Below are 24,682 nucleotides of genomic sequence, written 5' to 3' on the forward strand. Positions count from 1 at the left end.
GTATCGCATGACCCGTATTACGGACAAGAGATGAATTCCGACTCCTTTCAGAACCTCACCCGGCCGGCTGGCGCAGGCGATGCTGCGCGGCAGGCCGTCGTCATCGGCGGTGGCGTCGTTGGTACCTGCTGCGCACTCTATCTGCAGCGCGAAGGCTTTTCAGTCACGCTGGTCGACCCGGCCGCACCAGGTGACAGCACGGCCAAATGGAGTTGCGGGCAGATATCGGTCGGCGAAATCATTCCACTATCCAAGCCCGGCATTCTGATGAAAGTGCCCGGCTGGCTGATGGACCAGACCGGCCCGCTTGCAATGAGACCCGGCGCGCTTCCGGGCATTATCCCGTGGCTGCTGCGCTTCATGGCGTGCGCGCGTCAATCGCGCATTGCCACGATCGCCGGCTCGATGGCGACGCTGACGAATCATGTGTTCGCCGACTACGCGACGCTGCTCGACGCATGCGACGACAAGGACCTGATTCGCCAGCGGCCCGTAATGCAGGTGTTCGACGGACCCGAAGGCGTGGAGCACGAGCGTCCGCACAACGCATTGCGCCGGTCGCTGGGGTTTGACTCGCAGGTACTCACCGCGGCGGAGATCGGCGACCTCGAGCCGGCGCTCGCGGGGCGTTTCTCGTACGGCATCCTGCTGCCGCAGTGGCGCTTCGTGAGCGATACGGAAGGTTTCATCGCCGCGTTGACCGACAGCTTCGTGAAGCAGGGCGGGCGCCGGATTCGCAGCAACGTGACGACGATCAATGAAGACCGCGGGAAGGCGACCGGCGTTACGCTGGCCGATGGCGAGCGGATTGCCGCCACCCACGTGGTCGTCGCGGCAGGTGCGGGCGCGCGGCAATTTTTCGCACCGCTGGGTATCGACGTGCCGCTCGAAGGCGTGGCGGGCTATCAGGTGTTGTTGCGCGACCCGGGCGTTGAATTTAGGAACTCGGTCATCTACGGCGACGGCGGCTTCTGCTTTACGCCGATGCGTCGCGGCTTGCAGATCGGCGGCACGATCGAATTTGCGCGCCGCGGTGCACCGCCCAATTTCAAACGCGCCGAAATCATTCTCGAGAAGGCTCGACGCGTGGTGCCGCAACTCAACGTGCAATCGCATGAATTTGGTGTCGGCTATCGGCCGTTCCTGCCCGATACGAAACCGATCATCGATCGCTCGAAGCGGCTGCCCAATGTCCTCATGGCGATCGGCCACGGGCAGCTCGGGCTGACGCTCGGTGCGACGACAGGACGGCTGATCGCCGAGATGGCGACGGGCCGCGCGTCGAGCAACGACCTGTCGCCGTTCAGCGCGTATCGTTTTTGATTCGTGATGTTCAATGCCTGGCGCGGCTGCGGCGACGGCCACTTCGGTTCGAACGCCGGACGGCGCGCGCCGATGTCAGATGAAAGCTCAATCCGCCTGGCGGATCCACTCGGGAAGGTGAGGTAATCATGCGCTGGAAAAAGACCCTGCAACTCGTGGGCGTGCACTGCGAGGGCGAGATCGGGAAGGTGATCACCGGAGGCGTGGTGAACATTCCCGGCGAAACGATGCTCGACAAGATGAACTACATCAACGAGGTCGACGACAGCCTGCGCAAGCTCGTCGTCCTCGAGCCGCGCGGTTGCCTGCAGATGTCGGTCAACCTGTTGCTCCCGCCGACACGGCCGGAAGCGCATGCCGGCTTCATCGTGTTGCAGTCCGACAAGGCGCACCCGATGTCGGGCAGCAATTCGATCTGTGTCGTGACCACCCTGCTCGAAATGGGCATGGTGCCGATGCAGGAGCCGGAGACGACCGTCGTACTCGATACGCCGGCCGGCCTGGTCACGGCTCGCGCGACCTGTCGCGACGGCCGATGCGTCGGCGTCTCGCTCGACATGGTGCCGGCTTTCGTCGAGCAACTCGACCTGCCGGTCGAGACCGCCGAGTTCGGCGCCATTCGCGTCGACGTCGCGTTTGGCGGCGTCTATTACGCGCTGGTCGACGTCGAGCAGGTCGGTCTCACGATCGCGCCCGAAAACGCGCGCCGGCTCGCCGATCTCGGCGTGAAGTTGCGCGAGGTGATCAATCGGCAGATCAGCATCCAGCATCCGCTTTATCCCGAGATCAACCAGCTCGCCTACGTGATGTTCCGCAACCGGCTCAGCGACACCGAATACCAGACTTGCACCACGCTGCCGCCGGGCCGCATCGACCGCTCGCCGTGCGGCACCGGCAGCTCGGCCAATCTGGCCACGCTTGCCGCACGCGGCAAGGTGGACGTGGGCGGAAAACTCACCTCGCGCTCGACGATCGGGAGCGAGTTCGGTGTCGAACTGCTGGGCCGAACCGAGCTTGGCGGCAAGGCTGCGGTGTTGCCGCGCATCACGGGGCGTGCGTGGATCTACAGCGTTGAACAGATCGGCGTGGATCCCGACGATCCGCTGGCAGGCGGTTTCATGCTCAGCGATACCTGGGGCGAAGGCTTGAAGAAGTAAGGGAAATGGCGGCGCGCTGCGCCTTGATACGCGGCGCGCTTGGAACCATCCGATTCAAATGGATCGGATGATGAGGATTGCAAATTGCTGGAGGCTAGATGATTACGGGCAAGACAGGCGTATTCTTCATGGTGGCGGACCCGATCGAGCAGGTTCGCACGCCAGAGATTTTCAACCAGATTTTCCCGCTGTGCGATATCGACGCGGTGATGGTGCCGTTGCAGGTGGCGCCCGAAAACCTCGAGGCGACGGTGCGCGCGCTTTTCAGGTCCGACACGACGCGCGGCATGGTGCTGTCGATTCCGCACAAGACGATCGCGGCCGGGATCGTCGATCGGCGCTCGAAGGGGGCGACGGTGGCCAATGCGGTGAATGCGATTCGCCGTAACGCCAGCGGCGAGCTCGAAGGTGAATTGTTCGACGGACTTGGCTTCGTCAAGTCGATGGATCGTTATTCGATGGCTTATCGCGGCAAGTCGGCATTCCTGGTCGGCGCGGGCGGGGCGGCAAGCGCGATCGCCGCGGCACTTGTCGAAGGCGGGGTACCGCACATCGGCCTGTACGATCCCGATACCGCGAAGGCCCGGCAACTGGCCGAATCGCTCGGCAAGCAGTATGGGGTGCTGGTGACCGTCCAGGACAACAACGATCCGGCAGGATACGAGCTCATCATCAACGCGTCGCCGCTCGGACTCAAGGCTGGCGACCCGCTGCCCGTGCCGCCTGATCGGCTCGACGCGGGCGCGCAGGTCTGCGACATCCTGATGAAGAACCAGCCCACGCCCCTGTTGCAGGCCGCCATCCAGCAAGGCAAGGCCGTACTTCCCGGCTTCGACATGCTGATCCTGCAATCACCGCTGTTCCTCGACTTCTTCGGCGTCTCGGCGGCAGCCGACATGTTGCGCCGTGATGATTCGATCGCACGCGACATGTTGTTCCCGTCGGAGTTGCGCGATCTGGTGCGTAAGGCAGCCTGATCGCTCGCACGCTTCGATCATCGCGTCGGTGGCGTGTGGGTCGTTGCGTGTTTTCCATGAATCCGCCGCGGAAGCGGTAATGCCGTTCAGTCAAATAGCTGAACGGCGTTTTTTGTTTCGGAAGGGGCATGCGCGCCTTGCGTTCGAAACCGTTGAACGACAACGGGGCCGCGAGGGCCCCGTGTGTTAAAAGCCCGGCTTCGGCGTCAGTCCGTTCTGCAACTCGCGGAATGTTCAGCGGACGGCATTGCCGGCGTGGTCGGGCGCTTTGGCTTAGCGTTGGAGCTTTGGCTCAGGCCTGGCTGGGCTTGTCCCACAGGTTCAGCGACTGACCGATTCCATGCTCGAGTGCGTAGCGATACGTCTCGTAGCCCCAGCTGATGTCGAACACGGCCATGCCACAGGCGATGAAGATCATGCGGTCCGTGGCGCTTTCGCGGCCGGGCTTGCTGCCGTTGACCACGTCGCCGAGGCCGGTCGAGTCGCTCAGCGCGGGCAGCTTGCCGGCATCGATGAGGCGGAAGAACGGACCGCCGATCACGCCGCTGTAATACGCTTCCTTGTTACCGGAGGCGATGGCATCTTCGACGTAGGCCTCCTGCAGAGGCGTGTGATCGTAGACGATCTTCGCGCTGGTCAGGAAGGATTCGTCGGTGTTGAATGGCCCCGATACCAGGATCGTCGCGCCTTCCTTGATCCACTCGTCGTTGAAGTACAGCGGTTTCAGGCGCGAGGCGGCCACGGTGATGACGTCCGCGCCGCGGAAACCCGCCTCTGCCTCGTCAACGCCGATGGCGGCGATGCCCTTGTACTCCGATTCGACCCAGCTTGCGAACTCGTTCGCCTTGTCGAGGAACACGTCGAAGCAGACGACGCGTTCGATGTTGCTCAGCTGGGTCATGATTGCCGTGAAGCAGGCCTTGTTGATCGGACCGCAGCCGATCACGGACACCGTCCTGGCATCCTTGTTGGCCAGGTACTTCGCTGCAACGCCCGGTACCGCGCCGGTACGCGCTGCGCTGAGCAGATTGGCCGACATCAGCGCGAGCGGGGCGCCCGTGTCCTTGTCGTTGAGCATCATGGTCAGGATCGAGCGCGGCAGGCCCTTGCCGGCGTTCGCGTGATTCGAGCCGTACCACTTGTTGCCGCACACGTCGAAACGTCCGCCGAGGTAGCCGGGCATCGCGGCAAAGCGCCGGTCCGGACCGGCCACCGGCATGTTGGGAAATTTCGTTTCCTTCGGGAAGACGATGTTCATGCCGTGGCTATTGTGATTGGCGCCTCCCATCAGGTAGTCGCCATGGCCGAGCAGGCTGAACGTTTCCTCGCAGACGGCCACGCAACGCGCCGCATCCGTCACGCCGGCTTCGATCATGTCGGGCTCGGAAAGGTACAGAAAATCGATTTTGGGATACATGAGAATGACCTGTTGTCAGTGTGGTGAACGGCTCAGAACCTGAGCAGGGGGGAAATGTCGTAAAGCCGGCAACCGGGGCTGCGTGCCGCGGCGCGCATCAGGAAATTCAGCTTTTCGATACGTTCGCCGGATCGCGGAGCACCGTTCTTCTGGAACGGCACTTCGAGGCCGACGGAGAAATCCATCACGACGTCGTCGACCATGCCGCCGGAGCGGCCCGAGGGCACGGCGACCATGCCGTGCTCGTGGGCGAAGCGGTAGGCGTCCATCGCTTCGGTGACGGTGCCGACCTGGTTGGGCTTGAGCACGAAGCCGTCCACGGCGCGCGTTTCATGCGCCTTTTTCAGCAGCTCGAGATGGGTGACGGTCAGGTCGTCGCCGAGCACGAGGGTGCGCTTCAGTTCCCTGACGGCCCTGCTGTAACCTTCCCAGTCGTTTTCGTCGAGCAGGTCTTCGATGAAGACCAGATCGAACTTCTCGGTCAGCGCCCGCGCGTAAGCGATCAGTTCGTCCGACGTCACGCGCTGGCCCTTGAGCAGGTAGCGACGCGTTGCCTTGTCGTACATTTCGCTCGACGCGCAATCGAGCGCGAAGGCAATCCTGCCCGTGAAACCGCACGCCTCGATGGCTTGCTGCATCAGCGTCAGGAGCACTTCGGGGTCGTCCGACGGTGCGGCATAGCCATAGGAGCTGGCCACTTGCGGCTTGTGGCCGAGATGCCCGGTCAACACATCACCCAGCTTGTGGAACACGGCCACCGCCATCTCGATCGCGTGATCGACGTTGTCGGTGCCATAGGGCACGATGAGAAACTCATTGAAGGCCTGAACCAGGTGCTCGTAGCGGCCGCCGTTGATGACGTTGAAGCAGGGCACCGGCACGGTCGCGATGTCGTGTCCCGCAATGTGCTGGTAAAGCGGGATCCCGCGAGCGGCAGCGGCGGCACGGAACGCCGCGATCGATACCGAGTAGATCGTGTTGCCGCCGAGCTTGCGCTTGTCGGGGGTGCCGTCCAGCGCAATCATCGTTTCGTCGATGGCGCGCTGGTCGAACACGTTCATGCCGAGCAAGGCCGGGCCGATCACATTGATCGCGTTGTCCACCGCTCGATGCACGCTGAGCCCGTTATAGGTCGACGGATCGCCATCGCGGAGCACGAAGGATTCGTGCATGCCGACCGAGGTGCCGGTCGGCGCGGCGCCGCGGCCGATCGCGCCGGAGGCGGTACGGATCTCGACTTCCACCGCGGGGCGGCACTTGCAGTCGATGATCTGCTGGGCGTGCACGGAAACGATGCGGTCTTCCCTGTTATTCGTGCTCATGCTGGTCCGGGACGTAGAGGATGTTGAGGTCGCACAGGTTGGTACCCGTGTTGCCGGTGAAAATGGCCGAGCCGATCGCGTCGAGCGCTTCGAACGTGCTGTGGTCGCGCAGTGTCTGGTAGAGATTGATGCCCTTGCTATCGGCAGCCTTCAGGCTCGAGGAATCGGTGATGCCTCCGGCCACCTTGGCCGTGCCGTCGGTGCCTTCGCTGTCGATCGACAGCAGGCAGGCGCCGTGCGTCCTGGCTGCCGCGATCGCGAAACCGACAGCCATTTCCTGACCGGGACCGCCGTGACCCTTGATCACGCTGTTGTCGGCGATGTGGGTCGTGACTTCGCCGGAGCTGAGCAGCACGCAAGGCGGCTTGATCGGATTGCCGTAGGCCTGGATTTCACGGGCGATCGCGGCGAAGAAGGCGCCGGCGTCGCGGCTCTCGCCTTCGAGAAAGGACGACACGATCAGCGCCGGGATACCCATCTCCTCGCAGATCTCCTTGGCGTAGATGCACGAGTCGGGGAGGGTGTTGAGCAGGAAATACGTGTTGTCGGGAAAGGCCTTCGGTGTTTCCCCTTCCGGCCCCGCGTTCATCAGGTAGTCCACCACGCTACGCGGCAGGCGATCCGCCACGTCGCGATTGACGATCGTGGCGCGCGCGTCGTCGAGCGTGGTCATGTCGGGACCGATCGGCGTGCTTTTGTACGCTGCGTACGGCACGGCAATGTCGCCGGTGGCGGGCGAACCTACCGCATCGCTGATACCGAAGCCGATCAGCTCGGCGCCGACCGTCTGGATTCGCTTGGCGAGCATTCCGCCGTTCAGCGCCGAGATATGGCGACGCACCGCGTTGATCTCGTAGATGCCGGCGCCCGACTTGAGCAGCACGTCGGTCGTATCGATCTCGTCTTGCAGCGAGATGCCATCGATCGGGCAGGACATCAGCGCCGAACTGCCGCCGCTGATTACGGCGATGAACAAATCTTCCGGGCCGGCCTGGTCGACCAGATCGATGATCTGCCGCGAAGCGCGATGACCTTCCTCGTTCGGCAGCGGGTGGCCGCCGACGAAGACTTCGGTGCGATGGAAATGGTCGGTTTCCTCGTGGATCTTGACGATCGCGATGCCGCGCGTGAGGCGCTCGCCGAGCACATGATCGACGGCCATTGCCATGTGGTTGCACGCCTTGCCCGCACCGATCAGGTAAACATTGCGCTTCCTCGACAGGTCCCACGAACGGGTGCCGATATGCAGGATGTCGCCATCGAGCCGCATGATGTTGCGGATGCGCTGATAGCTGTCGAGGCGCTGAAGCGTTCGGTCCGCGATGTCGAGCACGATCTGCCGGGAGCGCGTGTCGCCGTGCGAAAGGAGGACGTCCGAGTTGCGTATCTTCTTCATGCGGGGTGCCTGTAGGAGAGTTGCATCGCCGGAACGGCCGACGACGCATGAACTCGAATGTAGGCAAACACCCTGTACAGATACATGTACACTTGGCGAACGCACCGAATCGCTGTGCAGGTGGCGATCCCTATACGCATTCCCGACTTATTTTCGTTCCGGCCCGGTCATATGACACCCGTTCTGACACTCGATTCCGACTCTGAGATTTCGCTGACGATGCAGATCGTGGCGGGCATCATCCAGGCTGTCGAAGACAAGCGCTGGCGGCCCGGCGAACGCGTGCCGAGCATCCGCGTGTTTGCCAACGCACATGGCGTATCGACCTTCACGGTGGTGGAAGCCTACGACCGTCTGGTTGCCCAGGGTGTGCTGCTGGCGCGGCGCGGGTCGGGGTTCTACGTGTCGGACCGTCGCCTGGGTGTGCCGCAGCACAATGCCGAGAGGCTCGACGAGAAGGTCACCAATGGCTGGCTGGTGCGCAACGTGCTGGAGGCAACACAAGGCGCGATCCATGCCGGTGCGGGCTGGTTGCCGGAATCATGGCTGGACGGCGACGGTATCGCTCGCGCGCTGCGCCAGCTCTCGGCGCAGCCGGAAAGCCTGCTTGGGTACGGCGATGCGCGTGGCTACGGGCGGTTGCGCGAACAGATTCGCCGGCAGCTGGCGGAGTGCGAGATCGAAACCGATCCGTCCGGCGTGATGACGACGCTCGGCGCGAACCAGGCGCTCGATCTCGTTGTCAGGCGTTTCACCCAACCCGGCGACACCGTACTCGTCGATGCGCCGTGCTACAGCGACCTCCTGGTGTCGTTGCGCATGCGCGATGTCGAGACGGTTGGTATTCCGATGACGCCGACCGGTCCCGATCTGGTCGCGCTCGAAGCGGCCCTGCGGACGCGACGACCCCGGCTCTACGTCACCAATAGCCGCCTGCACAATCCGACCGGCGCGAGCTACAGTTCGTCGGCCGCCTACCAGGTGCTGAAGCTGGCCGAGCGGCACGACTGCCTGATCGTCGAGGACGACGTGTCGGCCGATCTGGTGCGCGGCGCCCATTTCACGCTGGCGTCGATGGATCAACTGAAGAGCGTCATCTACGTCGGCAGCTTTTCGAAGACGATCGGTGCGGGCCTGCGCGTCGGTTTCGTCGTCGCCGACAAGGACGTGGTCGAGGGGCTGCTGTACCAGAAGCTGGTGTCGGGAATGTCGACCCCGACCGTGACCGAGGGGCTCGTCAGCGCGGTGCTGGCAGAAGGCCACTACCGCAAACAGACCGAACAGCTCAAGGACCGGCTGGCCAAGGCACAGGAACGCGTCTGCCGACGCCTGGAGGGAATCGGCTTCGAGATTTTCTGCGAGCCAGGTGCCGGGATGTTTGTCTGGGCCCGCCCTTCGGGAGAAGCCTGCGATTCGGCGGCACTGGCCGAACGGGCGTTGAAGAGCCGGATCCTGTTGGCACCCGGACATCTGTTCTTTGCGGGCCGGGAGCCTTCGGCGTGGACGCGTTTCAACGTCGCGCACAGCAACGTCGACCGGCTGTTCGGGTTCCTGCAGAACGCGCTCGACACGCAGGCATCGGGGCGGCCCAGGTAAGGGGCGCCCCGTGACGCGCGACCTGTATCGTCGAGATCACCTGTACACGTATCCGGGTCTGTAGCTGTCGGTGTAGCGCTTGCATCGGAACAATGCGTGCTTGCGCATCAGGATCACGATGCGCCGCGGAGAGTGACGATGATGAAACGACGAATGCACGGTGCCGTAAGCGAGTTGCTTGCGCTTGCCGTCCGGCTCATGGACGGCTCCAGGGGCAGACCGGTCGGCGTGTGGACGGCCGCATCGGTATTGGCGGCCTCGCCTTTGGGGTTCGCCGTTAGCGAGCATTTCGTCATACGAACGTCAACGCGGCTGAGCGGCGAGTCCTGTTCCTCCCCCTGAATCCCGCAGTTCCGCACGTCACGCGCTTCGCAAAGTTTCGTCACATGGCCGCCCGTCCAAGGCTTTCACGACCGTGGCGGGGGTGCCGGCATCTTTGACCAAAAATGGTCAACGTCCGCGTTGCGCACCCATGACACTTTGTCTACTTTGAAGCCAGCCAGGCAATGCTCGTGTCGTGCTTGCGTCGCAGGGCCAATCATCAGTCGATTTCGCGGGACGGCGCAATGAACTGCAATCAAGCGCACGTCAATGCGGGACTTCGAGCGTGCGGCCCCGGCGGCGATCGAGAACAAAATTAACGTCCGGCGTGGCGCCCGGCGGCTGCCCGCGAGCGGGATCGACGCGTGGGCGTCGCGTTCTCGCGAAGCGTGATCTCGAGCCGACCGGGTGCGCGCGCAGTGATCGCAGGCACGACGATGCGATGAACATATAAATCATGGAGACACTGATGCAGGAAGTCTATGAGACGCTCACGTCGGTCGAGCACTCGCAGTCCGTAGCGGCTGAGCCCGCTCAGGCGCACCGCTCGATGCGGTTCATCGCCATCATCGCGACGCTCGGTGGCCTGCTGTTCGGCTATGACACCGGCGTCATCAATGGCGCACTGGCATACATGACCGAGGATCTCGGGCTCACGCCGCTGACCGAGGGGCTCGTGACCAGCTCGCTGCTGCTCGGCGCGGTACTCGGCTCGGTGACATCGGGCCTCGTAGCGGACCGCTACGGGCGCCGGATGAGCATCATGATGCTGGCGGTCCTGTTCTTGGGCGGCGCGTTGTCCTGTACTTTCGCCCCCACCGTCTCCATGCTGATCGCATCTCGATTCGTGCTGGGCATCGCGGTTGGCGGAGCATCGATCTGCGTGCCGACTTACCTTGCCGAACTCGCCCCGGTGCATCGCCGCGGGCAGATCATCACGCAAAACGAACTGATGATCGTATCCGGGCAAATGATCGCGTTCATCGTCAACGCCATGATGGGCAGCCTGTGGGGTAGCGAGCACGGGATCTGGCGCTGGATGCTGGCGGTCGCGACGCTGCCGGCGGTGGGGCTGTGGTTCGGCATGCTGGCGATGCCGGAAAGCCCTCGGTGGCTGGCCTCGAAGGGCAAGCTGCACGCGGCCTGGAAGGTCTTGCAGCAGGTGCGCGACATGCAGGCGGCGCTGCAGGAGTTCGATTCGATTCGCCACGCCGGCCACCGCAACGCCCATCCGGCTCGTCGTACCGGGCCGGGCTTGTCGGCGCCCTGGGTTCGTCATGTCTTCTGGGTCGGGATCGGGATCGCCATCGTCATGCAGGCCACCGGCGTCAATTCGATCATGTTCTACGGTACGCAGATCCTGACGAGTTCGGGATTCGGACGGGAGACGGCGCTGATCGGCAACGTCGCGAACGGCGTGATTTCGGTTGTGGCGACGCTGGTCGGTATCCAGGTGCTGGGCAAGATCGGACGCCGCCCCATGTTCCTGATCGGGCTGAGCGGCACGACGCTGTCCTTGCTGATGATCGGCCTGTTCTCCGAATTTTTGCCCGTTTCCTTCCTGCGCGCGGGCCTGATTCTGGCCTCCATGGCCTGCTTTCTCGGTTTCATGCAGGCGCTGATCGCGCCGGTGTGCTGGGTGTTGCTGGCCGAATTGTTTCCGCTGCATATCCGGGGCTTCGCAGTGGGCGTGGCCGGCTGCGTGCTGTGGATGGTCAATTTCGTGCTCGGACTGAGCTTCCCGTCACTGGTCGCCTATGTCGGCATTTCGAGCACCTTCTTCGTGTTCTTTGCGATCGGCGTGATATCGATTGCATTCATTTGGCGCAACCTGCCTGAAACGAAGGGCCGCAGCCTCGAGGAGATCGAAGCGCATTTCCGCAGCCTGTACGGCGGCGCGGAGCAGGCTCGATGAGCGGGGATCCGGTCGTGACACCAGCCGGCACGAGGCGCAAGCGCGATGCCCGCTTCATCGAGATAGCAGCCGAAGCCGGCGTCAGCGAGGCTACGGTCAATCGCGTCCTCAACGAACGCGGCAGCGTTTCGGAGTCGGCGCGCGAGCGCGTGATCGCCGCGGCACGCCGGCTGGGCGTGCGCCGCGTGCTGCCGGATAGCCGGCATGGACTGATTCATATCGACGTGCTGCTTTCGCACGGCGACACGCCGTTCTTTCGCCGCCTGAATGCCGCGTTGCAACGCTCGGCCCAGATACTCGACAAGCGCATCGTCCTGCATCGGCTGATTCTTCCGGAATCGGACCGGGCGGTAGTCGATGCGATCGGCAACTGCCGCTACCGCCGCGCTGGGATGATCATCACGACGCGCGACACGGCGCCGGTGCGCGCGGCTCTGAGCGACGCGATCGGTCGGGGCGAAAAGGTCGTGACCTTGATGACCGACATCAGCGAGATTCCACGGACCCACTTCGCCGGGATCGACAACGTGGGTGCCGGCCGCACCGCGGGCTACTTCATCGGACGGCTCGCCAAGCGGGCCGGGCGCGTGCTGAAGCTCTGCGGAAGCCGGAGTTTCGGCGCGCACCGCGACCGGATCGCGGGCTTTCGCGCGGCGCTCGAAGGGGCGGAAACCGAACTCGAGTATCAGGGCGTCGAAATCGAGACGCTCGACAACGCCGATGCGTGTTATCGCGCCGTATTGCCGGCGCTCAAGCAAGGCGACCTGGTCGGTATCTACAACAGCGGTTACGGTTCGGCCGGCATCGCCGCGGCGCTCAAGGAATTCGACGTGGCCGGCAAGGTGGTGTGGGTCGGTCACGAGATGCTCGACGAGCATCGCGTCTTTATCGACGAAGGCACGATGGATATCGTGATCGACCAGAATCCCGACGCGCAGGTGACTTCTGCGTTGCAGCACCTGCTGTACGGTTGCGGCGTGCTCGAGACCACGCCGCCGATCGGACCGGTCGAATTCGGCGTGTTCTGCGCGGCGAACGTCCGACGCAGCCCCTATCTTTCCCCCGACGACTAAGCGGCCGCGGCAAGCGGGCATGGCGCGGCCGCGCGACCGATCCTTGCCCGCCACCGGCATTCCGGCAGGCCCCTTGCGGGGCCTGCATCGCTTCCCGCGCCGCTACTTCGCCAGCATCCATTCATGCGCGGGATCGTTGCGGAAGTGCCAGACGCGCTTCGGTCCCGCCATCACGTTCAGGTAGTAGCTGCGATAGCCATGCGGCGCGACCACCGGGTGGTAACCGCGCGGCACCATCACCACGTCGTGGTTCTCGACCGCATAGGCTTCGTCGATGTCGCGCGAATCGGTGTAGACGCGCTGGAACGCGAACCCTTGCTCGGGGTCGAGCCGATGGTAGTAGGTCTCTTCCAGCACGCTCTCGGCCGGGATGGCGTCGACGTCGTGCTTGTGCGGCGGATAGCTGGACGCATGACCGGCCGGCGTCACCACCTCGACCACCAGCAGCCCTTCGGCCGGTTCGGTTTGCGGAAGGATGTCGCAGACGTAGCGGGTATTGGTGCCGCTGCCGCGCACCGAGCGCGCGATCGACGCGGGCTCGATCAGGCGGGCCTCGTAGCGGCCGGTGGCCGGCGCGGTGCAGAGCGCGATTTCGGCCGCATCGGCGGCTTCGATCGCCACGTCGCGGCCGGGCGGCACGTAGGCCGCATGAGGCGAGCGATCCTCGAACACGCTGCGTCGTCCGCCGATGTCACGCCAGACCCGATCACCGGTCGTGACCGTCACGGTGCCGGTCAGCACCACGATGCAGAGTTCGTCATTGGCGGTATCGAGCGCGAGTCGCTCGCCGGCGGCAAGCCGTCTGGCGGCGAAACCGACGTGGCGCCAGCCGGCGCTGGCCGGCGTGACCGTGACGATATCGCGTCCGCTTGCGTGCCCCTTGATCAGCAGATTGCTCATGCTGCCTCCTGTTGCGGGCGAGCCTGGCGCCAGATACGAATCAGCGTCTCGAACGACCCGCGCACGCGGCGGATCACCTCGCGGTCGTCGATCTCGCCGGCGAGCCACGCGCGACTCGGCTCGTAAAAAATCGATCGGCCGACCGTGAAACCGCGGCAGGTTCGGCTGCCGGCGGCATCGACGAAGCCTTGCGCGAGCGTATCGAGCGGCGCGTTCAGGCCGAGCAGGACGACCCCGCGGCAGTACGGGTCGCGCGCTTCGATCAGCGCGTCGATGCTGCGCCAGGCGTCGGCCGGCATCGATTCGAGTTTCCACCAGTCGGGCTGGATGCCGAGATCGTAGAGGCGTTCCAGCGCGCGTACCACGACGTCTGCCGATGCAGGCCGATCCTTCGGCGGGATCACTTCCAGCAGCAGTTCATGGCCGCTGACCGACACCGCCTGCTGGAGCGCCTGCAGTTGCGCTTCCTGTTCGAGCCGGTGTTCGGGAGCATCGTCGGGATGGTATTGGACGAGGCACTTCACGATGTGCTCGCGCGGCCACGAAAGCAGCGCCGATCCGATCGACCGTCCATGTTCGAAGCGCAGCGGGTTCGATCCCGGCAGTTCGACGGGGCGACCGATCCACCAGTTGCGGCCGGTGGCGGCATTAAGCGCATCCTGACCGAAGCGGTCGTCGATCAGCACGGCCATCTTGCCCTGGCCGCCGATTTGCGCCTCGGTCTCGGCGACGGCTTCGACGAAGAGTTGCTTGAGCCTGCCGATCCGTTGTTCGTCGGCGCCGGTTTGCCGCGCCAGGTCGGCGAGCTGGTCGCGATGATCGAATGCGAAGCCGAGCACCTCGTCCCACGGCTTGCGGTTCGGGCTGACACGATGCAGGCGGTTTAGCGCCGGGTCGCGGTCGGGCCTGCCCATGCGGGCCGAGTTCGCGAGGAAATAATCGAGTTCGGCCGGCGTCGGCATGGCCGGCGCGCAGGCATGACGCGAGACCACCAGCGCGCCGCATGCGTTGGCGTATGCGCAGCAGGTGGTTTCGTCTGCACCGGTCAGCCAGCCCTTGAGGAAGCCGGAGATGAAGGCGTCGCCCGCGCCGAGCACGTTGAGCACCTCGACCTGCACGCCACCGTGCAGGCGGCCGTCGTCGATGCTCGCCGGAATCGCGCCGTCGAGTATCGTGCAGCCGAGCGGACCGCGCTTGACCACCAGGGTGGCGGGCGTCGCGTCGCGAACGACGCGCAGCGCAGCCATCAGATCGTCATGCCCGCCGGCGATGCGGAATTCCTCCTCGGTGCCGACGATCAGGTCGAACATCGGCAGGATGCCGCCGAGGTGGCGGCTGACGCTGCCGTCCGAGATGAAGCGCGTCTCGCCGTCCGCCTTGCCGGTGAGGCCCCACAGCACGGGCCGGTAGTCGATGTCGAGCACGGTGCGCACGTCGTGGCGTCGCGCGTATTCGAGCGCCTTCATGCTGGCGCGGTGGACGCGCTCGGTCGAGAAATGCGTCCCCGTGATGAGCAGGGCCCGGCTCGACGCGATGAACGATTCGTCGATGTCCTGTTCGTCGATCGCCATGTCGGCGCAATTCTCGCGATAGAACACCAGCGGAAACGTATCGCGATCCTTGAGGCCGAGCAGGACCAGTGCGGTCAGGCGTTCGCGGTCGATGCGAACCTGGCTGACGTCGCATCCTTCCTGCCTGAGCGCGCCTAGGAGAAAGCGGCCCATGTGGTCGTTGCCGACCCGCGAGAGCATGGCCGATTTCAGCCCGAGACGAGCCGTCCCGAAAGCAATGTTGGCGGACGAACCGCCGAGGTAGCGGGCGAAGCTGGTGACGTCCTCGAGGCGGGCGCCGACCTGCTGGCCGTAGAGATCAACGGCGAGCCGTCCCAGGCAGATCAGGTCGAACTGGCGTTCGGACGCGAGCGTCGGTGTATGCACGATGGATTCCTGTTGTCTTGAGTCAGAGCGGATGGGCGGATGGCCCGCGTGCCGGATGTCAGGCGAGGCCGAGGCCGCGTTTGACGGTCTCCAGCATCATCCGGCTCGATTCGTCGGCCCGGTCTTCCCAGGCGAACACGGCGACGGTCGCGATGCCGTCGAAGCCGATCTCGCGAACCTTCGCGAAGAACGTGTCCCAGTCGATTTCGCCCTGGCCGATGTCGAGATGCTGGTGGACGGTGGCCGTCACGCCAGGCGGATTCACGATGTAGCGCAGGTTCGAGGACGCGCGATGGTTGTAGGTGTCGGCGATGATCAGGTGCGTGAGCTTCGGCTTCGCATACTCGAGCATCGCGGCAATGTCGCCCACGCCGTCGTCGTAGAAGTAGGTGTGCGGTACCGCGTAGAGATAGTTGAGCCACGGTTTGTCCAGGCCGCGAATGATGTCGACCGACTCGTTGTTGCGCTCGCAGAAGTCATACGGATGCGCCTGGATGTCGAGACTGATGCCCTCGCGCTCGAACACGGGCATCAATTCCTCCATCGAGCGCATGAACTGGTTCTCGCTGGCGAGCGCATGATTCGACTGGCCGCTGAATTCGGTGTTCATCAGCGGGCATTCCATCTCGACCGCCACCTGGATCGCGCGTTTCCAGTTACGCACCGCCGCCTCGCGCAGCGATTCGTCCGGGCTGGCCCAGTGATACAGCGGCAGCAACGACGACAATTGCACGCCGGTGTCGACCAGCGCGGCCTTGAATTCGCGAATGCGCGCCTTGTCGACGCGCGGGTATTTATAGAACGGCAGGAAGTCCTCGCGGGGTGACAGCTCGATATGGCTGTAGCCGAGCTCGGCGACTTTCTCGACCATCTTGGGCAGCGGCAGATGGCGGTACATGTAGGGATCAAGGGCGATACGCATGTCGGTTCCTGGTGAGTAACGGGGAATGCGGGGCGGGGCGTGTGCCCCGCGTCGAGTCGATTCGTTCGGGTCAGTAGCGCCGGGCGGTGGCGAGCGCGGCCTTCATGCGTTCGGCGGCGCGCTCGACGCGTTCGCTGGTCGAGATTTCCGGCACGCCTACGTGCCACCAGGAGCCGTACTTGTGCACCATCGTCTTCGGCAGGACCTTGATGTCGATGAGCGTGGAGACGCGTTGCGTACGGGCGTCGTCGAGCGCGGCTTCCAGTTCCTCGATGCTGCGCACCGTGTAGGTCTTGCAGCCGTAGGCCGCTGCATTGGCCGCGAAATCGACGGGTACGAACGCGCCGTCGAGCCGGCCGGTGTCGGCGTTGCGACGCCGGAATTCGGTACCGAAGCTACCCATGCCGTGTTCCATCTGCAGGTTGTTGATGCAGCCGAACGTCATGTTGTCGAACAGCACGACGTTGATCTTGCGGTCTTCCTGTATCGACGTGACGAGCTCCGAGTGCAGCATCATGTAGGACCCGTCGCCGACGAACGCGAACACGTCCTTCTCCGGCTGCGCGAGCTTGACGCCGAGTGCGGCGTTGACTTCGTAGCCCATGCACGAATAGCCATACTCGACGTGGTAGCTGTCCTCGCCCTTGACCCGCCAGATGCGCTGCAGGTCGCCGGGCAGGCTGCCTGCGGCGGCCACCACCACGTCGCGTTCGGTCAGCTTGCGGTCGAGCACGCCAAGCACGCGCGACTGGGTCAGCGACGAGCCGGTCATGCGGACGAATTCGTCGAGCACGGCGCGATCGAGGTGGTCGTCGATTTCAGGCACGAAGTGGTCGGTGCCATAGGTCACGGCAAACAGGCGTTCCTCCTCGGCACGCAGGCGGGCGACAGCCTGTGCAATCTCGTCGCGATAGCCCTGCCGGTAGCCTGATGAGTAGCCGGCCTGGTCCAGCGAAGCAGCGAGTGCACGCAGGCCGGCCTTCGCATCGGCCTGAATCGACAGGCCGTCGAGCTTGCCGGCGTCGAAGCCGTTGAGGTTGAGATTGACGAAGCGCACATCGGGATCCTGGAACAGCCATTTCGATGCGGTCGTGAAATCGGTGTAGCGCGTGCCGACGCCGATCACGAGGTTCGCGCGGCGCGCGATCTCGTTGGCGGCCAGCGAGCCCGTTTCACCGATGCCGCCGAGATTGAGCGGATGGTCCCAGGGCAGCGCGCCCTTGCCGGCCTGCGTATGCGCGACCGGAATGTCGAAGCGCTCGGCGAAGCGGCGCAGGTCGGCGGCCGCGCCGGCGTAGCGCACGCCGCCGCCGCAGATCAGCAGCGGACGGGTGGCCGGCGCGATCACGGCGGCGGCGCGCGCGATCGATTCCGGCGCGGCGGGGCGACGGTCGATGTAGTGCACGCGCTCGGCGAGGAAGGTCTCCGGATAGTCATAGGCCTGGGCCTGTACGTCCTGCGGCAGCGCAAGGACCACCGCGCCCGTGTCGGCCGGATCGGTCAGCACGCGCATCGCGTTCAGGCAGGCGCTCATCAATTGCTCGGGGCGCACGATGCGATCCCAGTACTTGCTGACCGGGCGGAATGCGTCGTTGGTGCTGATCGACAGGTCGTGCGTCTGTTCGATCTGCTGCAGCACCGGGTCCGGCTGCCGCCCCGCATGCACGTCTCCCGGCAGCAGCAACAGCGGAATCCGGTTGGCACTGGCGGTCGCGGCGGCGGTCACCATGTTGGCCGCACCCGGGCCGACCGACGACGTACACGCATAGATCTGCCGGCGGCGCTGCTGCTTGGCGAAGCCGATCGCCGCGTGCGCCATGCCCTGTTCGTTGCGGCCCTGATGCACGACGAGCTGGCCGGGATCCTGTTCGAGCGCCTGGCCGAGGCCCAGTACGTTGCCGTGTCCGAAGATCGTGAAGATGCCCTTGACGAACTTGATGCGCTCGCCGTCGATCTCGACATACTGATTGTCGAGAAAGCGTACGAGTGCCTGCGCCATCGTTAGCCTGATATGACCCATGAATGATCTGATCCGTGCGGTGGAAAGGGATGAATGCAAGGAGGCAACGCGAGGCGATATCGGCGCGAGGCGCCGACCTCATCGCTTCGCCTGCGAGCGCTAACGCGTGGCGGGCAGGGACGTGTCTCCGGCATTGTTGTCGCGGCACAGGCATCGGACGGACCGGCTCGGGTCGCCGCATGCGTTGCATCGCGTTCGTCAATAAATTACGAGGTCCGGCGCGTGCCCATCAACAGAAAGATTGACCATAAATGGTCATCCGGCAGCCGCCTATCCGATGCTGCACGTGCTGACCATTTATGGTCACGAATGTTGTTGCGGCGGCTTTGCGCGTCTCTAAACTTCGATACCGAACACTCGAATGAGGCCTCGAGATTCACGGTCCGAAACGACCGTGAAAGAACCGATCGAGCCGCCGGAGACATGCAGCCGATCCCGTCCGCTTGCAGCGCAAGCGTGCCGGCGATCCTGATCATCGTTCCCGTACTCGTCCCGTTCGTTTGAACCTCTGCCGGCCCGGCAGGGCACGCGGGCATTTCGACCGGCAGGTCAACTGAAAATATTTAGGAATTCGATATATGAGCAAGAAGCTTCGTATCGCGGTAGTCGGGGCCGGTCTGATGGGATCCGATCATGTCGAGCGTATCGCACGCCGCATCGTCGGCGCCGAGGTCTCGGCCGTGGTGGATATCGATGCGGCACGTGCCCGGGCCGTCGCCGACAAGGCGCCGGGCGCCGTCGCGGTGGCCGGGATCGAGCAGGTCCTCGCCGATCGACTGGCCGACGCGGTCGTCATCGCCACCCCCGGCTTCCTGCATGAAGCGACGCTGCTGCAGGTGTTGTCGGAGGGGCTGCCGATTCTGTGCGAGAAACCGTTGACGCCCGACGCGCAATCGTCGTGGCGGGTCGTCGAAGCCGAGGTGAAGCTCGGTCGCAAGCTGATTCAGGTCGGCTTCATGCGTCGCTTCGATGCCGAGTACCGCCAGTTGCGCGAGTTGATCGCGACGCGGCGGCTCGGCGATACGCTGATGCTGCATTTTTCGCATCGCAATGCCGCCACGCCGGCCAGCTTCACGAGCCAGATGCTGGTGAACGATTCCGTGGTGCATGAGTTCGACGGCATCCGCTTCTTGACCGGCGATGAAATCGCGTCGGTGCAGGTCCGCCTGGGCCGCCCGACGCGACACGCGCATCCGGGGCAGCACGATCCGCAGCAGGTACTGATCGAAACGGCGAGCGGCGTGCTGGCCGACGTCGAAATTTTCGTCAACGCGCGTTTCGGCTATCAGGTCGCCACGCAGGCGGTGTTCGAGGATGGCATCGTCAACATCGGCAACGACGGCGGCCCGTACGTGCGCAGCGCAGGGCAGTGGGGCGGATCGGTCACGCCGACCTTCGTCGAGCGATTCAGCGCGGCGTTCGATCTCGAAGTGCAGACCTGGGTCGATGCCGCCCGCAACGGCACGATCAACGGCCCGTCCGCGTGGGACGGCTATGCGACTGCCGCCTGCTGCGAGGCGGGCGTCGAGGCTCAGCGCAGCGGAGAAAAAGTTGCCGTGGTGCTGAACGACAAACCGGCGCTTTATCGCGACGCCTGACATCGAACGGTTCGTCTCACCGCGGCGCGCCGGCAAGTGCGGGCGCGCCTGACCTCATCATCAAGACAGTCGGATAACACCATGAAACTTTCGTTCTGCACGGACAGCCTGGGCCACCTGCCATACGAAGCGATGCTCGACAAGCTGTGTGAAATGGGCGTCTTCGGTGTGGAAATGACGTCGGGCGGATGGTCTTCCGCGCCGCATCTCCGCACCGACGAACTGCTGGCCGACGCGAACAAGCGCCGCGCGTTGCTTGCCGCGCTCGAGAGCCGCGGCATGGAAATCGCCGCGCTGAACGTGTCGGGCAATCCGCTCGATCCGGGCGCGCTCGGCGCCAAGCACAAGGCCGACATGGAGAAGGCGATCCGCCTTGCCGGCGAACTCGGCATCCGCAAGATCGTCGCGATGAGCGGCTTGCCGCCGGCCAGCCCCGAGGATCGCGTGCCGAACTGGATCACCTATACGGTGAGCTGGCCGGCGACGCTCAAGGGTTGCCTCGACTATCAATGGAACGACGTTGCCATTCCGTATTGGAAGTCGCTGGTCGCGCAGGCACGCGAGTCGGGCGTCGAAAAGTTCGCGCTGGAAAACTTCAGCGCGATGCTGGTCTGGAATCCGGAAACACTGTTCCGGTTGCGCGACGCAGTCGGCCCGATGGTCGGTCTCAATCTCGATCCGAGCCACCTGATGTGGATGGGCGCCGATCCGATCGCCGCGGCACGCGCGCTCGGCGATGCGATCCATCACGTGCACGGCAAGGATGCGCGTCTGGAGCGCGGCATGGTGGACGTCAACGGCCTGCTCGAAACCAAGCCGGTCGAGGATGTCGGCCGGCGGGCCTGGAATTATGTGGCGGTCGGTTGCGGCAAGGATCTCCAGTGGTGGAAGGAGTTCTTCTCGGTGGTGCGCATGACCGGCTACAACGACTGGGTGTCGCTCGAGATGGAAGACATGACGATGTCGGTCGAGGCCGGTATCGCCACCTCGATCGACGCATTGAAGCAGACCATCAGCCGCTAGGCTGTCGCGGCTCGGCCCAAGAGGGCCGACGCACGCGGTCAGAGCAAGAACACAACGGAGACAGGCATGCACGGCGCAATCGGCGCGCCGCGGCATCGCCCGGGCGCAACGTCGCACGGGCGTATCGCCGGCATGCCATCGGGCCGGCCCCGGCCGGCCGAGGAGGAGCAGCCACATGGCTAGCGAAGAACCGCAATACGTGCTGGAGATGCAGGACGTCTCGAAGGCATTTCCGGGCGTGCTCGCGCTTGACCGGGTCAGCCTCAGGGTACGCGCGGGAACGACTCACGTCTTGGTCGGCGAAAACGGCGCCGGCAAATCGACGCTGATGAAGATCCTGTCCGGCGAGCATCGCGTCGATTCGGGCGAGATCCGCTTCAAGGGTGCACCCTATCGTCCTGCCGGTACCCGGGCGGCGCTCGAAACCGGCGTCGCGATGATCCACCAGGAACTGAGCCCCGTGCTCGACATGTCGATTGCCGAGAACATCTTTCTCGGCCGCGAGCCGACCTATGGGGCGTTCGGCGCGCTGTCCCGACAGATGATCGATTTCAAGCGCATGGAACGCGATACGCAGGTGTTGCTCGACAGACTCGGGCTCGACTATGCGCCGCGCCAGAAGATGCGTGAGCTCAGCGTGGCCGGCATGCAACTGGTCGAAATCGCCAAGGCGATCTCGCGCGGCGCATCGGTCGTCATCATGGACGAACCGACTTCGGCGATCAGCGATACCGAGGTCGGCATGCTGTTCGAGCAGATCCGCGACCTGAAGGCGCGTGGCGTCGCGATCATCTACATCAGCCACAAGATGGACGAGATATTCCAGATCGCGGACGACATCACGATCATTCGCGACGGCCGTTATGTCGAGTCGGGCCCGGCCAGCGAGTACGACGAGAGCCGGCTCATCGCGGCGATGGTCGGCCGGCCGATCTCGAGCATCTTCCCGAAGCTCGACGCGACGATCGGCGAGACGGTGCTCGAGGTGCGCAACGCCACGCGCCACGGCGTGTTCTCGGACATCGGCTTCAGCGTGCGACGCGGCGAGATCGTCGGGCTGGCCGGACTGATCGGCGCGGGGCGTACGGAAGTGGTGCGCGCGATCTTCGGGCTCGATGCGCTCGACGAAGGCGAGATCATGCTTGAGGGCGCGCCGTTGCGGCTGAAAGGCAGAGGCAGCGATGTTGCGATCCGCAGCGGTATCGCGATGGTGTCCGAAGACCGCAAGGGCGAGGGACTCGTGCTGTGCCGATCGGTGATGGAGAACATCTCGCTCGCGAATCTGAAGGGTTTCTCGCGTCGCGGGCTGCTGGACACGCGTCATGAGCGTACCGAAGCGACACGCATGCGCGACATGCTGAAGATCAAAACCGCCAACCTGCAGACGGTCACGGGCAACCTCAGCGGCGGCAACCAGCAAAAGATCGCGATCGCGAAATGGCTGCTGCGCGATCTGAAGGTGCTCATTCTCGACGAACCGACGCGCGGTATCGACGTCGGCGCGAAATCCGAGATTCACCGCTTGATGTCGCAATTCGCTCAGCAGGGGCTGGCCATCGTCATGATCTCGTCCGAACTGCCGGAGATTCTCGGCATGAGCGACCGCGTGATCGTGATGCGCGAGGGCCGGGTGGCCGGCGAACTAAGCCGGGGCGAAGCCTCGCAGGAACGAATCATGAAACTGGCAACGGGAGGTCAATGATGTTGAACAGCATGCAGGAAAATTCGATGCCGCCGCGCGTCGGCATGATGGCCCGGCTGAAGGGTGCGAGCCCGGCCGAGATTTACCGAAAATACGGCACGATGCTCATCTTCGTCGGGATCGTGGTGCTCGCGTCGCTGGTGAGCGATGCGTTCCTGACCGTCCCAAACCTGACCAACGTGTTGCGTCAGGTGGTGGTGGTCAGCCTGCTCGCGTGCGGCGTGACCTTCATCATCATTCTCGGGCAGATCGACGTGTCGCTGGGCGCGGTGGTGGCCCTGACCGGCACCATCGCGGCGAGCGTGATGTCCGATACCGGGAGCATTCCCCTGGCGGTGTCGGCCGGACTCGCGATGGGTGTGGTAGTCGGGTTCGTCAACGGCTTCATCGTCACGACCTTCGGCATCCCGTCGTTCATCACCACGCTCGCGATGACGACCGTGGCGCGCGGCGGCATCCTGCTCTATACCAGTGGCGCGCCTGTCAGCGGTCTGGGCGATTTTGCGGTCATCGGACAGGGATCGGTCGGGCCGGTGCCGATCTCGGTGCTGATCCTGATCGCCGTTCTCGTGACGTCGTGGATTCTGCTGAATCGCACCCGGTTCGGCCGGTATGTCTATGCAACGGGCGGCAACACGCGCGCCGCGCTGGCCTCCGGTATCAATACGCGTCGCGTGACGACGATGGCCTTCGTTTATAGCGGTGTGCTGACCGCGATCGCCGGCATCGTACTGATGTCGCGGATCAACTCGGGCCAACCGGCTGGCGGTGTCGGCTACGAGTTCGATGCGATCACGGCCGTGGTGGTGGGCGGGACCAGCCTGATGGGGGGTACCGGCACGATCATGGGCTCGATGATCGGATCGTTGATCATCGGCGTGATCAACAACATCCTCAACCTCCTTAACGTCAGCTCGTACTGGCAGCAGATCGCCAAGGGGCTGATCATCGCGGTCGCCGTGATTCTGGACGTCAAGACCAAGAACGGCCGCGGCAAGCGGGTACGGCGGCCGGCCTGAGACCGCGGCAGGATGGGCCGGTTTCCGGCGAGCAGTGAGGCAGCAAAGGCAGCGCGTATCGCAACGTGTGTTGGTTAATCAGAAGCAGGGCAGACAACATCGGAGGAGCATATGAAGGTTTGGAAACAAGTGGCGGCGGCAGTATTCGGGCTGACCGTGCTGGCGACGTCGGCCGGCGCCGCCGACAAGAAGTTCGTGATCGGCTATACGAATCTCGCCGACACCGACGTGTTCACGATGAGCCGGAAGGCGGCTTTCGCCGACGCGGTCAAGGCTGACCCGACCGTGAGCGTGGTCTACACCGATGCAAACGGCGACGTGAGCCGCCAGCTCGACCAGATCGACAACTTCATCGCGCAGAAGGTCAACGTGATCATGATCGTGCCGGTCGACTATCGTGGCATCGTGCCCGGTGTCGAGCGGGCCAACAAAGCCGGCATCCCGGTGATCGCGCTCGGCATCCAGTCCGCCAGCGGCAAGTACACGTTTGTCGGGTCGAAGAACTACGACGCCGGACGTCTGCAGGGCGAGTACTTTGACGCGATCCTGCCGAAGAACGCGCAGGTCCTCTATCTGCAGGGCACGCCGGGTCTTTACCACTCGAAGGAGCGCCTGGCCGGTTTCGTGCAGACGCTGGCCAAGCGTCCGGATGTCAAGATCCTGTCAAACCTGCCGGCCGACTACGATCGCGCTCAGGGCATGAAGGTCACCGAAGACTGGGTGCAGCGTTATCCCAAATTTGACGCGATCGTTGCCGCCAACGACCAGATGGCGCTCGGCGCGCTGGAAGCGCTGAAGACGGCGGGTCGGCTCAAGGGTGTGGCAATTTCCGGCGTCGACGGCACCGCGGACGCGATGCGGGCGATCAAGACCGGCGAGATGTCCCAGACCATCTTCCAGAACGCGAAGGGTCAGGCACAGGCCGCGTACCAGGTCGTCGAAACGCTCAAGAGCGGCAAGCCGGCCCCCGCCGAAGTCATCGTCCCGTTCGAGTCGGTGACCCGCAACAACGTGGGAAATTACTTGAAGTAGGCAGTGCAGGTGGCGTTCAGTCGATACATGCC

General features: G+C 64.2%; 18 protein-coding genes. 11 read left to right on the forward strand and 7 right to left on the reverse strand.

The features are described 5' to 3' along the window. Positions 1–30: 30 nt before the first annotated feature. The 3 genes from HWX14_RS09955 to HWX14_RS09965 all read left to right on the forward strand — a co-directional run bounded on the left by HWX14_RS09955 (position 31) and on the right by HWX14_RS09965 (position 3,457). Complete coding sequence (locus HWX14_RS09955) at positions 31–1,323, forward strand: FAD-dependent oxidoreductase (RefSeq protein WP_175882566.1); 1,293 nt, start codon at positions 31–33, stop codon at positions 1,321–1,323. Between the two features lie 128 nt (positions 1,324–1,451). Then, positions 1,452–2,480 (forward strand): proline racemase family protein, encoded by a 1,029-nt coding sequence (locus HWX14_RS09960; RefSeq protein WP_175882567.1) that lies wholly within the window; start codon positions 1,452–1,454, stop codon positions 2,478–2,480. 98 nt (positions 2,481–2,578) lie between these two features. Continuing rightward, entirely contained in the window at positions 2,579–3,457 is an 879-nt protein-coding gene (locus tag HWX14_RS09965; RefSeq protein ID WP_175882568.1) for a shikimate dehydrogenase, read from the forward strand. 292 nt (positions 3,458–3,749) lie between these two features. Here HWX14_RS09965 and HWX14_RS09970 read toward each other — a convergent pair whose 3' ends face one another. The 3 genes from HWX14_RS09970 to HWX14_RS09980 are packed head-to-tail and all read right to left on the reverse strand — an operon-like array spanning position 3,750 to position 7,592. After that, positions 3,750–4,874: a tyramine oxidase subunit B gene (locus HWX14_RS09970; protein WP_175882569.1), complete on the reverse strand. Its 1,125-nt coding sequence runs from the start codon at positions 4,872–4,874 to the stop codon at positions 3,750–3,752. Between the two features lie 32 nt (positions 4,875–4,906). Continuing rightward, positions 4,907–6,196, reverse strand: a complete 1,290-nt coding sequence (locus HWX14_RS09975; protein ID WP_175882570.1) for an enolase C-terminal domain-like protein — start codon at positions 6,194–6,196, stop codon at positions 4,907–4,909. Next, positions 6,183–7,592, reverse strand: coding sequence for a DUF4147 domain-containing protein (locus HWX14_RS09980; RefSeq protein ID WP_175882571.1), 1,410 nt, complete (start codon positions 7,590–7,592; stop codon positions 6,183–6,185). The genes HWX14_RS09975 and HWX14_RS09980 overlap by 14 nt, the downstream gene beginning before the upstream one ends. Before the next feature lie 171 nt (positions 7,593–7,763). Between HWX14_RS09980 and HWX14_RS09985 the strand changes: the two genes are divergently transcribed. The 3 genes from HWX14_RS09985 to HWX14_RS09995 all read left to right on the forward strand — a co-directional run bounded on the left by HWX14_RS09985 (position 7,764) and on the right by HWX14_RS09995 (position 12,497). Further along, the gene (locus tag HWX14_RS09985) at positions 7,764–9,188 is read left to right on the forward strand and encodes a PLP-dependent aminotransferase family protein (protein WP_175882572.1); all 1,425 of its coding nucleotides are present in this window, start codon (positions 7,764–7,766) and stop codon (positions 9,186–9,188) included. Positions 9,189–9,978: 790 nt separating this feature from the next. Further along, a complete protein-coding gene (locus HWX14_RS09990; protein WP_175882573.1) occupies positions 9,979–11,424 on the forward strand; it encodes a sugar porter family MFS transporter in 1,446 nt (481 codons plus the stop codon). Continuing rightward, positions 11,421–12,497 carry a LacI family DNA-binding transcriptional regulator gene (locus HWX14_RS09995; RefSeq protein WP_175882574.1) on the forward strand — a complete coding sequence of 359 codons (1,077 nt, stop codon included), beginning with the start codon at positions 11,421–11,423 and terminating at the stop codon, positions 12,495–12,497. The genes HWX14_RS09990 and HWX14_RS09995 overlap by 4 nt, the downstream gene beginning before the upstream one ends. Before the next feature lie 102 nt (positions 12,498–12,599). Here HWX14_RS09995 and iolB read toward each other — a convergent pair whose 3' ends face one another. The 4 genes from iolB to iolD form a co-directional block, all read right to left on the reverse strand. Next, entirely contained in the window at positions 12,600–13,397 is a 798-nt protein-coding gene (gene iolB / locus HWX14_RS10000; protein WP_175882575.1) for a 5-deoxy-glucuronate isomerase, read from the reverse strand. Then, complete coding sequence (gene iolC, locus HWX14_RS10005; protein ID WP_244130194.1) at positions 13,394–15,334, reverse strand: 5-dehydro-2-deoxygluconokinase; 1,941 nt, start codon at positions 15,332–15,334, stop codon at positions 13,394–13,396. Before iolC ends, iolB begins: the two co-directional genes overlap by 4 nt. A 58-nt stretch (positions 15,335–15,392) precedes the next feature. Next, complete coding sequence (locus HWX14_RS10010) at positions 15,393–16,256, reverse strand: sugar phosphate isomerase/epimerase family protein (RefSeq protein ID WP_175882576.1); 864 nt, start codon at positions 16,254–16,256, stop codon at positions 15,393–15,395. A gap of 70 nt (positions 16,257–16,326) precedes the next feature. Beyond that, the gene (gene iolD, locus HWX14_RS10015; protein WP_175882577.1) at positions 16,327–18,276 is read right to left on the reverse strand and encodes a 3D-(3,5/4)-trihydroxycyclohexane-1,2-dione acylhydrolase (decyclizing); all 1,950 of its coding nucleotides are present in this window, start codon (positions 18,274–18,276) and stop codon (positions 16,327–16,329) included. 578 nt (positions 18,277–18,854) lie between these two features. On the opposite strand from iolD, the gene HWX14_RS10020 reads away from it, so the two are divergent. The 5 genes from HWX14_RS10020 to HWX14_RS10040 all read left to right on the forward strand — a co-directional run bounded on the left by HWX14_RS10020 (position 18,855) and on the right by HWX14_RS10040 (position 24,650). After that, positions 18,855–19,874 carry a Gfo/Idh/MocA family oxidoreductase gene (locus HWX14_RS10020; protein WP_175882578.1) on the forward strand — a complete coding sequence of 340 codons (1,020 nt, stop codon included), beginning with the start codon at positions 18,855–18,857 and terminating at the stop codon, positions 19,872–19,874. An 81-nt stretch (positions 19,875–19,955) separates the two neighbouring features. Beyond that, positions 19,956–20,897, forward strand: coding sequence for a sugar phosphate isomerase/epimerase (locus tag HWX14_RS10025; RefSeq protein WP_175882579.1), 942 nt, complete (start codon positions 19,956–19,958; stop codon positions 20,895–20,897). Positions 20,898–21,072: 175 nt separating this feature from the next. Then, positions 21,073–22,599: a sugar ABC transporter ATP-binding protein gene (locus tag HWX14_RS10030; RefSeq protein WP_175882580.1), complete on the forward strand. Its 1,527-nt coding sequence runs from the start codon at positions 21,073–21,075 to the stop codon at positions 22,597–22,599. Then, positions 22,599–23,618, forward strand: coding sequence for an ABC transporter permease (locus HWX14_RS10035; RefSeq protein WP_244130196.1), 1,020 nt, complete (start codon positions 22,599–22,601; stop codon positions 23,616–23,618). Before HWX14_RS10030 ends, HWX14_RS10035 begins: the two co-directional genes overlap by 1 nt. Positions 23,619–23,774: 156 nt before the next feature. Continuing rightward, a complete protein-coding gene (locus HWX14_RS10040) occupies positions 23,775–24,650 on the forward strand; it encodes a sugar ABC transporter substrate-binding protein (RefSeq protein WP_244130197.1) in 876 nt (291 codons plus the stop codon). Positions 24,651–24,682 lie beyond the last annotated feature (32 nt).

Source organism: Burkholderia sp. BCC0044 (assembly GCF_902832955.1).
In the GTDB taxonomy this organism is placed as follows: Bacteria; Pseudomonadota; Gammaproteobacteria; order Burkholderiales; family Burkholderiaceae; genus Burkholderia.

Excerpts from the sequence above, each read along its gene's own strand:
- HWX14_RS09980 (WP_175882571.1), bottom strand. The coding sequence starts at position 7,592 with ATGAAGAAGATACGCAACTCGGACGTCCTCCTTTCGCACGGCGACACG.
- HWX14_RS10025 (WP_175882579.1), top strand. The coding sequence starts at position 19,956 with ATGAAACTTTCGTTCTGCACGGACAGCCTGGGCCACCTGCCATACGAA.
- HWX14_RS09965 (WP_175882568.1), top strand. The coding sequence starts at position 2,579 with ATGATTACGGGCAAGACAGGCGTATTCTTCATGGTGGCGGACCCGATC.
- HWX14_RS09975 (WP_175882570.1), bottom strand. The coding sequence starts at position 6,196 with ATGAGCACGAATAACAGGGAAGACCGCATCGTTTCCGTGCACGCCCAG.
- iolD (WP_175882577.1), bottom strand. The coding sequence starts at position 18,276 with ATGGGTCATATCAGGCTAACGATGGCGCAGGCACTCGTACGCTTTCTC.
- HWX14_RS09995 (WP_175882574.1), top strand. The coding sequence starts at position 11,421 with ATGAGCGGGGATCCGGTCGTGACACCAGCCGGCACGAGGCGCAAGCGC.
- HWX14_RS09955 (WP_175882566.1), top strand. The coding sequence starts at position 31 with ATGAATTCCGACTCCTTTCAGAACCTCACCCGGCCGGCTGGCGCAGGC.
- iolB (WP_175882575.1), bottom strand. The coding sequence starts at position 13,397 with ATGAGCAATCTGCTGATCAAGGGGCACGCAAGCGGACGCGATATCGTC.
- HWX14_RS09970 (WP_175882569.1), bottom strand. The coding sequence starts at position 4,874 with ATGTATCCCAAAATCGATTTTCTGTACCTTTCCGAGCCCGACATGATC.
- HWX14_RS10010 (WP_175882576.1), bottom strand. The coding sequence starts at position 16,256 with ATGCGTATCGCCCTTGATCCCTACATGTACCGCCATCTGCCGCTGCCC.
- HWX14_RS09985 (WP_175882572.1), top strand. The coding sequence starts at position 7,764 with ATGACACCCGTTCTGACACTCGATTCCGACTCTGAGATTTCGCTGACG.
- HWX14_RS10020 (WP_175882578.1), top strand. The coding sequence starts at position 18,855 with ATGAGCAAGAAGCTTCGTATCGCGGTAGTCGGGGCCGGTCTGATGGGA.
- HWX14_RS09990 (WP_175882573.1), top strand. The coding sequence starts at position 9,979 with ATGCAGGAAGTCTATGAGACGCTCACGTCGGTCGAGCACTCGCAGTCC.
- HWX14_RS10030 (WP_175882580.1), top strand. The coding sequence starts at position 21,073 with ATGGCTAGCGAAGAACCGCAATACGTGCTGGAGATGCAGGACGTCTCG.
- HWX14_RS09960 (WP_175882567.1), top strand. The coding sequence starts at position 1,452 with ATGCGCTGGAAAAAGACCCTGCAACTCGTGGGCGTGCACTGCGAGGGC.
- HWX14_RS10035 (WP_244130196.1), top strand. The coding sequence starts at position 22,599 with ATGTTGAACAGCATGCAGGAAAATTCGATGCCGCCGCGCGTCGGCATG.